Raw genomic sequence first — 10,391 nt, 5'->3', positions numbered from 1 at the left:
CGCGGTCTCGGGCGGGGTGATGGCGGCAGGCCTCGCCTCGGGGCTGCGCGAGCTGGGCCCGCAGGTCGATGTCCAGGCGGTGATCTCCGGCGGGATGGAGGCGGTCGCGGATCTTCCCGCCGCCGCCCGCCCCGCGATCGAGGAGGCCTTTCGCCACGCCATAACGGGCACCTTCGAGATGGGCGGCATCGTGATGACTCTCGCCTGCGTGGTCGCCCTGACCCTGCGCGGGACGGAGTTCAGGGAACACGCTGCAGGTCACTAGTCTATGCGGAACAACGCGGCCATGCGGCGCCCGCGGCCCGCTCCGGGTCTCGGCATCCGGTCATGGTCACCGTGGCGACGATGAAGCCGGCCCGAGCGGCCCTCAGGCGGGCGAGGCTGTTGCGGATGTCGTGGCCCCCGCCGCAGAGCGAAGATCGCGTCGCCCTCCGTCCCCGTCAGCGGTGATCGCGCCAGGCGGACATCCGTTTTCACATGGCCGTTCCCGGGCTCGATGGAACGCCCGGCGCCGCAACTCGGCGGCCGGCCCCTGTCCGGAAGACGGGATCCGCGTCAGGTTGACGGATGCCCGCATCAAGAGATCACGCGCCTGAGGTCGCCCTTTCAGGATCTGCGTCAAGGCAGGAGGCAAGCTGGCGCAGGCGTGGCAAGCCGGCCTCGACCGTGCGTTCAGGCTTGTATTCGCAGCCGATCCAGCCGGAATAGCCCCTGCCGAGCAAGTGCTTCAGGGCGACCGCCATGTCGACGGAGCCCGCATGGGGCTCGGTCCGGTTCGGGACCGCGGCAATCTGGACATGGCCCACATGGTCGCGGAAGCGGTCGAATTCCTTCGCGGGGCTCAGCCCCTCGCGCCCGACATGGTAGATGTCGAACATGAGCTGCGTGCGCCGCAGACCGGCCTCTTCGATGACCCGGACGGCCTGTCCGGGAAGGTGGTACAGGTACCCCGGCGCGTCGAAATTGTTCAGGGGTTCGAGCAGGAAGCCCAGCTCGGGCACGGCCTCCTCGGCCCAGCAGAGGTTTTCCGCGAGAGTGGCCCGTGCCGCAGCCGTATTGGGCGTGACGCCCGCCATGACGTGCATCCTCGGGGCCCCGGCGGCAACGGCGAACTCGGCGGCGCGCAGCAGGCCCTCGCGGAACTCCGCCTCGCGCCCCGCAAGCGCGGCCAGACCGTTTTCGCCTTCCGACAGATCGCCGCGCGGCGAGTTCATGGCCAGAAGCCGGACGCCCGCGTCGCGACAGCAGCGCAGGATGTCCTGCGGGGGGGTGTCATAGGGCCAGTGCAGCTCGACCGCCTCGAAGCCCGCATCCGCCGCGGCCCTGATCCGGTCGAGCAGGCCCAGATCGCTCCAGAGAAAGCCGAGATTTGCGGAAAAACGGTTCATGTCAGCCTCTCAGCCGGAAGGTTGCGGTCGGCTCGCCGATGTCCTCCTGCCCCAGCAGGCGCACCGGGCGGCTCCCGGCCAGGACGAGCAGCTTCGCGGTCTCTTCGAGCTCTTCGGACGCGAAGACCGCCGTTTCGAGGCTGTCGGCGCTGACCACCGGCCCCTGGTTGCCGAGCAGCACGGCCGGATGATCCGCCGCAGCCTCTTCGATATAGGGCACCACCGTATCCGCGCCGGGCCTGGTGCAGGGGCACCATCGGCACATCGCCGAGCCGCATCACCGCATAGGGCGTGATCGGCGCCAGCGCGCTTTCCGGATTGGTGGTCTCGAGGCAGGACAGCAGCGTCGCATAGGTCGAATGCAGATGCACCACGGCGCGCGCGGCGGGCCCTGCCCTGTACATGGCGAATTGCAGGGGAAGCTCCCTGGTGGGCCTGTCTCCGGAAAGATGCGCGCCGCGCGCGTCCAGCCGCGACAGGCGGTCCGGGTCGAGAAGGCCCATGCAGGAATTCGTCGGGGTCGCGAGGAACCCGTCGCCGAGCCGGACCGAGATATTGCCCGGCGATCCCGCCGCATAACTGCGGTCGAAAAGGGATCTGGCGAAGCGGACGATATCCGCGCAAAGCTGGTCATCGGTCATGCGGTTTCCAGGACGCGGACGGCGCGGTCGTAGAAATCTTCCTGACCGAAATTGCCGCTTTTCAGGGTGATGCGCAGCCCGTCGCGCGCCACGAGCGCAGGCACGCCGGGGGCGATCTCGGGGCCGATGTCGAACTGGCCGCGGCCAAGCGCGCTGACCACCGCGCCCGAGGTCTCGCCGCCGCCGACAACGATCCTGCGATGGCCGTCCGCGACCAGATCGCGGGCGAGATCGCCGAAGAAGCGTTCGATCCTCCCGGCCAGCGCTGCGGGATCATGGGACGCGCGACCGGTTTCCAGACCATCGCGGTCGGCGGTGGAATAGACGATCTTCGGACCGTCGCCGGCGGCGCGGACGAAGGCCCTGACCCTGTCGAGATCGAGCGCGCCGGACATCAGCGCGCCGGGATCGATGGCAAAGCCCGGCATATGCTTCAATGCATGGGCAACCTGCAGGTTCGACATGCGCGAACACGATCCCGACAGGATCACCGCCGGGCCGCTCTCCGCCGGGCGGCGCGCGGCGGCGGACCTCGCCGCCCCGGCCTTGCGGAAATTCGCGGCAAGCCCGAGCCCGATGCCAGAGCCGCCGGTGATCAGCGGCCAGCCGGCCACCGCGTCGGCAATGCCGATCAGGTCGCTGTCCTCGATGGCGTCGCAGACGATCAGCGGGCGGCCGGCCGCGGCCTCGGAGGCAAGGCGGACCGCCGCCGCGCCCGCGCGCAGATCGGCCAGGGACAGGTGGCCCACGCCGGCCCCGGATTGCGCGGCCAGGACCCGGCGCATGTCGGCATCCCTCATCGGTGTCAGCGGGTGGTCCTGCATGCCGCATTCGTTCAGCAGCGTGTCATTGACGAACAGGTGCCCCATGAAGACCCGCCGTCCGGCGCCCGGAAAGCTCGGCACGAAGACCGTGCGGTCGGTGCCGAGCGCCCGCATCAGCGCCTCGGCCACCGGACCGATATTGCCCTCCGCGGTGCTGTCGAAGGTCGAGCAGTACTTGAACAGGATCTGCGCCGCCCCTTGCGCGCGCAGCCAGTCGAGCGCCGCGAGCGATTGCGCCACGGCCTCCGCCACCGGAACCGACCGGGTCTTGAGCGCGATGACGCCCGCGTCGCCCTCCACCGCGTCGCTGCCCTTGGGCATCCCGGTCATCAGCGTGGTGCGGATGCCGACGCGGGTCAGCGTATTGCCAAGGTCGCTCGCCCCGGTGAAATCATCGGCAATGCATCCAAGAAGCATCGGCATCTCCTTTCTCAGCCGATCCGGTCGAGCGGCAGCAATTCGGTCTGCGCGACCCAGTCGCGACTTGCCTCGATCTGGGCGGCCAGGTGGCGCGAGGCGGCATGCGCCTCGAGATGCGCCCGGGTTTCCCAGATCTCGTAGAACAGGAAACGCCCCGGCTCCGCGCTTGATTCATGCAGGTCGTACTGGACGCAGCCTGCCTCGGCCCGTGTCGGTTCGACGAGGTCCTGCAGCGACTGGCGCAGCCGGTCTTCGAAACCGGGGCGGGCATGGTGCATGGCGACGAGGTAGATCATGGGGGGCTCCGCGTTTCGGTCCGGCACCCGGATCACGGGTGCCGGAAACAAGGGTCAGGCTGCCGTCTTCAGGCGCGCGCGGAACATGTCCTCCATGGCGCGGCGCACGGTCACCGCCTGGCTGTCCGTGGCTTCGACATCGTCCCAGGTCAGCATCGACCCTTCGGCCACCTCCCGCTTGAGCTTCATCCCGTGGGCCAGCCCGATGGGCAATCCGCGGTTCGCCAGCGAGTCCTCGGCCCGGGCGATCCGGCCCCAGACGGTGAAGCCGCCCTCGCCATCGAGCATGTCTCCGGGCCGCAGCGCTTTCTTCGCCACCGCCACCACGTCGGAGGTCAGGCCGTTGGTGCGGCCCGTGGGCTCGCCGCGCAGCGCGGCGCTCGCGACGCTGACGCCAAGCTCGAGCCCGATCAGGTGCGACGGGCGGTAGAGGGTCGCATAGCGTCCCGAGCTGTCGGTGGTCACGCCGTATTCCCGGAAGCAGCGGCGCACGTAATCGGCACCCAGCCCGCTTTCGTCGCTCGCCTCGAGCGTCACGTAGACCCCCCAGCGCAGATCGCCGACGACCTGGCGGCCATCGCGCTCCAGGCTCGAGACCACCTCGACCATGCCCGCCTCTTCGAGAATGCCGCCATGGGCCCTGGGCTTGAGCACCTCGGGCAGGTCATGCGTGCCAGCGGGCGGGAAGAGCAGCCCGTCGCGCGGCGCCAGAAGGCCCGAGGCGTTCGAGATCGCCGCCATCTCCAGCGCCGATTTGGTGCCGTCGAGGAAGGAGTTGAACATCTGCGGGTTCATCCCGCCCTTGGCTGCCTCTTCCGGGGTCAGGCCGTAGTAGTCCCACACGGTGTCGGGGGTCGAGGTGGCGAACTTCGGCAGGTACTTGGTGCCCTTGCCCGCCGCGACGACCTTGAAGCCGCAGGTGCGCGCCCAGTCGATCTGCTCGCAGACCAGCGCCGGCTGGTCGCCATAGGCCATCGAGTAGACGAGGCCCGCCTTGTCGAACTCCTGCACCAGATAGGCACCCGCCAGGACGTCGGCCTCGACATTGACCATGACCATGTGGCAGCCATTCTCCGCGGCCAGAAGCGCGTGGCGGATGCCCGCGGCGGGGTTGCCGGTGGCGTCGATCACCACGTCGAGGCCCGGCGTCGCGATCAGCGCGGCGCTGTCCTCGGTCAGGCAGGTCTTGCCGGTATTCATGGCATCGCCGAGATCGGTCGTGGTTGCGGCATCCGCATCCCAGCCGGTGTTGACCATCGCCTTGCGGGCACGCTCGGCCGAGAGGTCCGCGATGCCGACCAGATGCATGCCGGGGATGTGGCGGACCTGGCTCAGGAACATCGAGCCGAACTTGCCCGACCCGATCAGGCCCACGCGAACGGGATTCCCGTCGGACTGGCGCTGCGTCAGCTTGGTGTAAAGGTTCATGTCAGTTCTCCTCAGAAGACGGTGAAGGCAGGGACGAAGGCGGTCAGGCCCAGGACGGAGGCCGCGACCAGATAGAAGGGCCACATCTCCCGGGCGACCGATCCGACGGGAACGCGCGCGATGGCGGACGAGATGAACAGCGTCGTGCCCACGGGCGGGGTGAACAGGCCGACGCCGAGGTTGATGGTCATCATCACGCCCAGCTGGGTCAGGTTCAGACCGATGGCATTGGCCAGCGCGACGAAGAGCGGCGCCATCAGCAGCATGGCGGCCGAGAGGTCGATGAACATGCCCACGACCAGCATGGCGACATTCATCAGCAGGATGATCTGCCAGGGCTCGCTGAAGGTGCTGATGGCCCAGTCGGCGATCTGGCCCGGCACGTTGTCGAAGGCCAGCACGAAGCTCACCAGGTTCGACGCCGCGATCACCAGCATGACGACGCCCGTGGTGATCACCGTGCCGGTCATCGCCGCCGCCATCGACGCCCATGTCAGGTCGCGGTAGAGAACCGCTCGCAGCAGCAGCGCGTAGCCGGTCGCCAGCACGCTCACCTCGGTGGGGGTGGCGATGCCGAAGCGGAGCGAGACCACGATCAGCACCGGCAGCGAGATCGCCGGCAGCGCCGCGAGGATCACCCGCCCGATGGCCGGGCCGTCGGCGCCGCCTTCGAAGACCTGGAAGCCCCGGCGCTTCGCGATCAGCCAGCAGGTGACCATCAGCCCGAAGGACAGCGCCAGCGCGGGCACCACCCCGGCGGTAAACAGGTCCGCCACGGATTCATTGGACACGGTGGCGAACAGGATCAGCGGGATCGACGGCGGGATCAGCACCGCGATGATCGAGGACGACGCGGTGATCGCCGCCGAGAAGGCCGCCGGATAGCCTTCCCGGGTCATCCAGGGGATCATCATCCCGCCCATGGCCGAGGCATCGGCCACGGCCGAGCCCGAGACCCCGCCGAACAGCGTCGAGCCCATGACATTGACCTGCCCGAGCCCGCCGCGGAAGCGCCCCACCAGCCGCGTGGCGAAGTCGATCAGCCGCTGGCCGAGCGCACCGGTCATCATCAGCATCCCCGAGAGGATGAAGAAGGGAATGGCGATCATCACGAAGTTCTGCGTCGGCTGGTAGAAGCGCAGCATGACGATGGTCTCCGGCAGGCCTCCGAACCCGACAAGGGCGATTGCGGCGGCCAGGATCAGCGAAAACCCGATGGGCAGGCCGGTCAGCATCAGAAGCCCGAAGGCGACAAGAAGGGCGATGCTCATGGCGCCACCTCCGTTTCCGTGCCCGCGGCGATGCTTCGGCGCTGCTGGATGGCATCCTCGCCGGTCAGCAGGATCCGCAGGACGCCGGTCAGCGCCGTGACGGACAGAAGCGCGCAGGCGACGGTCAGCCCGCCATAGCCCCATGCGGTCGGGATGCGCAGGATGGGATAGAATTCCGACATCGTCACCTCGATCACCGTCAGGCCCGCGCGGGTCAGCCAGGCAAAGAGCAGCATGGCGGTCACGTGGACCAGCAGCGACATGATCGTGGCGGCACGGCGCGGCAGCGACGACTGCAGCGCCTCGACGCAGATATGGCCGCCGGCCTGGGCCGCGAGCACGAAGGCGCTCGCGCAGAGCCAGGGGAAGGCAAGATAGGGCAGTTCGTTGACCCAGCCTGCCCCCTGCTCGGTCAGATACCGCAGCGCGACCCCGGCGAGGATGGCCACGAACAGTCCGACCAGCGAGAGGATGCCGGTGATCTGGGTCAGACGCATGATGACCGCATCCACCCCTTCGGCGAAGCGCCAGGTGATCCGGGCAAGGCCCGGATCCTGCGCAACGTGACAGGTCGCGCTGCGGTCGGTCATTGCGAGACGGCCCCGGAGGAATAGGCCTGCGACTGGGCAATCAGCGCGTCGACGAAATCGCCGTATTTCCCGCGCCACTTGTCATAGACCGGCGCGGTCGCTTCGCGGAACGCCGCGGTGTCGATCTCGGACACTTCCGCGGCCTTCGAGATGATCGCGAGCGATGCCTCGTTTGCCTTGTTGGCGTTGCTGCGCTGGTACTCGGTCGCGGCGGCCGCGGCCTCCGAAAGCCAGCCCTTTTCCTCGTCCGAAAGCTGCGCCCAGGTCACCTTGCTGGCCAGCAGCGGCAGGAATTCCCACTTGTGATAGGACAGCGCGACATAGTCCTGCACCTCCTGGAACTTCTGGCTTTCGATGTTCACGGCGGGGTTTTCCTGCCCGTCGGCGACGCCCTGCTGAAGCGCCACATAGGTTTCCGCGAAGGGGATCGGCACCGGGTTCGCGCCGAGCGTCGAGAAGATGTCATTCGCCATCGGATCCGACGGGATGCGGATCTTGAGCCCCTGAAGATCGGCCGGCTCGACGATGGGACGGACGTTGTTGGTGATCAGGCGGATGCCGTTGTCCCAGTAGCCCAGAACGATCACGCCCTTTTCCGCGGCTCGCTCCGTCAGCATGTCGCCGACCTCGCCATCCATCACCGACCAGGCCGCATCGGCGCTGTCGAACAGGAAGGGAAGGCCGACGACGGTGGCTTCCTCGATGATGCTCGCCATGGCGCCCTGGCTCGAGATCGACATGTCGAGCGTGCCCAGACGCAGGGCGGTCATCATCTCGGCATCGTCGCCAAGCTGGGCGTTGGAGGCAACCGAGACGGTCATCTCGCCGCCGGACAGCTCTTCGACCTTGTCGGCGAAGAACAGCGCCGCATCATGACGCGGGTTGGTTTCCGTAGAGGCGTGGCCAAGACGGATCTCGCGGGCGTCCGCCGCGGCAGCAGACATGGCAAGAGACAGCGCTGAAAGCGCCAGATAATTGATCTTCATGGATTTCCTCCCCATGGCGCCCGGACAGACGCAAATGAATTGACCCCGATCGCTCCGCTCCTCCGAAGCGATGATCGACGTCGTGGCCACAGCCTAGGCCGCTGCCATCATGAAGTTCAAACGACTTTTCATGCATCAATCATTAGTTTATCTTCACCGTCATGCTGCCTCCGTTCCGCGCCATAACCGCCTTTCACGCCACCGCCAGAACCGGCAGCATGCAGGCGGCCTCGGATGTGCTGGGCGTCACCCCGTCGGCGGTCAGCCAGCAGATCCAGGCCATCGAGGCGCATATCGGCGTCCGCCTGTTCAGCCGCACGGGCCGCAAGGTGGTGCTGACCGAAGCAGGCGAACGCTATTACGAGCTGATCCGCGACGAGATCGAACGGATCACCGTGGCCACCGAGCAGATGCGCGGCCTGAGCTCCTTCACCGTGCTGAACATCCGCGTGGCGCCGACCTTCGCCAACAAGTGGGTTCTTCCACGCCTGCCCGATTTCATCGAAAAGCATCCCGACATAGAGCTTCGCCTCGATGCCACCAACGACCCGCCGGACTTCACGCGCGAGAACATCGACCTCGAAATCCGCCACGGCGCCGGAGACTGGCGCGGCATGTATGTGGAATGTCTTGCCGATGAACAGGTGCAGGTGCTTTGCGCGCCGGAATATGCCGCGCCCGCAAGCCTGGATATCGAGGACCTGCCCGACCATCGGCTGATTCATTCCGTGAAGAACGTGACGCAATGGGCAAGGTGGTTCGAGTTGCAGGGGTACGCGCCGGACAAGCCGCTTTGCCGAACGCTGTTCGACCGGGCGCATATGTCGATCGACATGGCGGCAAGCGGCCTGGGCATCGCTCTCGAATCCCGTCTCACCGCATCGGCCGAGCTCGCAAGCGGCAGGCTGGTCTGCCCGATGAGGCCGGGCCTGAGGGATGTCTGGCAGCAGTCGCTCTGGCTGGTCTGCCCCAGCGCCCACCTGAACCGCCGCAAGGTGCGCCGCTTTATCGACTGGCTGAAATCCACTCTCGAGCACATCGATAGTGGTCCCGCCCGAACCTCCGGGGCAGGAAACGGCCGGTGTCCGGCAGCCGGGGATGACGAAGGCGCGGCCGGGTTTTCCTAACCATTCGGGCCGCCATGCAAGCCTGGATGCCAGACATGCTCCGCTTGTCGAGACCGCTGCCATCATGCCTTGGAAAAGTTCCGTCCAAAGCCTGAGCGGGTCCGGACTGGCTGGAGGTTGAGCGCAGATCGCGGGCCGGGCGCAAGCGGATGCACGCTGCGATGATCTTCAAATCATCGGCCCGGCACTTCAGGATAAGCGGTGCATCGCCTCCCCGGACTCGATCTTTTGCGAAACGACCTAGCCGATAGTTTCGGTCTGCTCTCGACTGCGGGAAAGTCGATGCGCTCGATCTTGCGTGCCACGTTCTTTGATAATTTGCAGTACGTTATGGACGAGAGATGGCCTTATTGCGCAAATGCGGCTGGGGATTCACTGCGCGACTCCAGGATGATAGCTGGCGGCGATGAGCAGACCGGCGAAGACCACGTACAGGACCGCCAGCTGGCATGGCTACAATCAGGCGCTGAGGCCGCGCGGACGCTGACTGTCTGGTTCGATCCTTCGATGCAATGGGCAGCGGCGCCTTCCGTGGGGCGCGGCCGCCAGCAGTCCTGTAGCGAATGAGGAGGATCAGAAATTGATCCGGGGGATCAATTCCCGGACGAAGGCGATCCAGGCCTGCCTGACCCTCAAGGTCCTCCTCGGGCTGCCGCTCCGGCAGGGCGTGCGATTGTCCGCTATTGGTCCGAGGAGTTGCCATCGCTTGCGCCATCGGTCCGAGCAAGGATGGCGACGGCGCGCGGCTTTACGGCGAGCCTGCCGGACCTGTCCGGGCTGGGCTGGTCCGCGCCGGACTTCGGCCCCTGTCGCGCCGCCAGAGCGAGACGGTACCGTGGCTCCTGTGGCGCCGCGAAAGCCCGTCGGACCCTGGATGTCCCCATCCCGTACTGCAGTTCCAAAGGGGCGCTTCACCTGCTTGTCGACAATGAGGCATCGACCGCCATCGGTCCGAGGACGATGCCGAATGGCATCAAGGTCGAGGGCGAAGGGTGCGGAGGACCGTGGCCCCGGCGGCGCCGCGAAAGCGCGCAGCACGGCACAGGCGCACGCATGGCGGCTCCAAGCGGCGCAGTCGCGGTGCCGCTCGGACCGGTGGCGCGGCCCGCTCATGGCGCAAGATCCTCCTTGGAATTGATGAGGAGCGAGGAGGACCAGGGCACCGTCCGGGGGACCGTTTCCCCAACGACGATTAGAGATCCGGGCCGTCGAGGTCACCTCCGGCAATGTTGGCGATGTCGAGCCGGTGAGCGCCACCGGTCCGGACGAACCGGCAAGGGATGCTGCCGGACCTGCTCGCCCAGATCCCGGCAGACGGGGAGATTGGCGCAGTCACCCCAGACGGTGCCAGCGGATGCGCAACCGGGTCGAGCACCGCTGGCGACGCCTATGACACGCGCGCCTGCCATGACGCCAATTC

10 protein-coding genes and 2 pseudogenes are annotated in these 10,391 nt (G+C 67.1%); 3 read left to right on the top strand and 9 right to left on the bottom strand.

The window, feature by feature from the left end; translation table 11 throughout:
• Window positions 1-265, top strand: a 265-nt coding sequence (locus FGX59_RS37940; RefSeq protein WP_206078523.1) for a hypothetical protein, incomplete at its 5' end; no start/stop codon positions are given.
• Window positions 266-584: 319 nt separating this feature from the next.
• Here FGX59_RS37940 and FGX59_RS34815 read toward each other — a convergent pair.
• From FGX59_RS34815 to FGX59_RS34780, 9 genes and pseudogenes are all read right to left on the bottom strand, one after another.
• Window positions 585-1,388 (bottom strand): hydroxypyruvate isomerase family protein, encoded by an 804-nt coding sequence (locus FGX59_RS34815; protein ID WP_138473073.1) that lies wholly within the window; start codon window positions 1,386-1,388, stop codon window positions 585-587.
• Between the two features lies 1 nt (window position 1,389).
• On the bottom strand, window positions 1,390-1,608 hold the full coding sequence (locus FGX59_RS39415; protein WP_370296471.1) for a class II aldolase/adducin family protein: 219 nt from the start codon (window positions 1,606-1,608) through the stop codon (window positions 1,390-1,392).
• Between the two features lie 91 nt (window positions 1,609-1,699).
• Window positions 1,700-2,029 (bottom strand): annotated as a pseudogene (locus tag FGX59_RS39920) (class II aldolase/adducin family protein); the annotation flags it as partial.
• Complete coding sequence (gene otnK, locus FGX59_RS34805) at window positions 2,026-3,270, bottom strand: 3-oxo-tetronate kinase (protein WP_138473071.1); 1,245 nt, start codon at window positions 3,268-3,270, stop codon at window positions 2,026-2,028. The gene otnK and the pseudogene FGX59_RS39920, both read right to left, overlap by 4 nt.
• A gap of 14 nt (window positions 3,271-3,284) precedes the next feature.
• A complete protein-coding gene (locus FGX59_RS34800; protein WP_138473068.1) occupies window positions 3,285-3,569 on the bottom strand; it encodes a putative quinol monooxygenase in 285 nt (94 codons plus the stop codon).
• A 54-nt stretch (window positions 3,570-3,623) separates the two neighbouring features.
• The gene (locus tag FGX59_RS34795) at window positions 3,624-4,997 is read right to left on the bottom strand and encodes an NAD(P)H-dependent oxidoreductase (protein ID WP_138473066.1); all 1,374 of its coding nucleotides are present in this window, start codon (window positions 4,995-4,997) and stop codon (window positions 3,624-3,626) included.
• Window positions 4,998-5,008: 11 nt separating this feature from the next.
• Window positions 5,009-6,268: a TRAP transporter large permease gene (locus tag FGX59_RS34790; RefSeq protein ID WP_138473063.1), complete on the bottom strand. Its 1,260-nt coding sequence runs from the start codon at window positions 6,266-6,268 to the stop codon at window positions 5,009-5,011.
• Window positions 6,265-6,858 (bottom strand): TRAP transporter small permease, encoded by a 594-nt coding sequence (locus FGX59_RS34785; RefSeq protein WP_138473061.1) that lies wholly within the window; start codon window positions 6,856-6,858, stop codon window positions 6,265-6,267. Before FGX59_RS34785 ends, FGX59_RS34790 begins: the two co-directional genes overlap by 4 nt.
• Window positions 6,855-7,934: a TRAP transporter substrate-binding protein gene (locus FGX59_RS34780; protein WP_240722853.1), complete on the bottom strand. Its 1,080-nt coding sequence runs from the start codon at window positions 7,932-7,934 to the stop codon at window positions 6,855-6,857. The genes FGX59_RS34785 and FGX59_RS34780 overlap by 4 nt, the downstream gene beginning before the upstream one ends.
• 71 nt (window positions 7,935-8,005) lie before the next feature.
• Here FGX59_RS34780 and FGX59_RS34775 point away from each other — a divergent pair, with 71 nt between their 5' ends.
• Both FGX59_RS34775 and FGX59_RS34770 read left to right on the top strand, forming a co-directional pair.
• A complete protein-coding gene (locus FGX59_RS34775) occupies window positions 8,006-8,971 on the top strand; it encodes a LysR substrate-binding domain-containing protein (RefSeq protein WP_138473059.1) in 966 nt (321 codons plus the stop codon).
• 406 nt (window positions 8,972-9,377) lie between these two features.
• Window positions 9,378-10,116: pseudogene (locus FGX59_RS34770) on the top strand (transposase); the annotation flags it as partial.
• Window positions 10,117-10,391: the final 275 nt, after the last annotated feature.

This window comes from Poseidonocella sp. HB161398, from assembly GCF_005870025.1.
Lineage (GTDB): Bacteria > Pseudomonadota > Alphaproteobacteria > Rhodobacterales > Rhodobacteraceae > Mangrovicoccus.
This window is presented reverse-complemented; position numbering and strand designations above follow the sequence as displayed.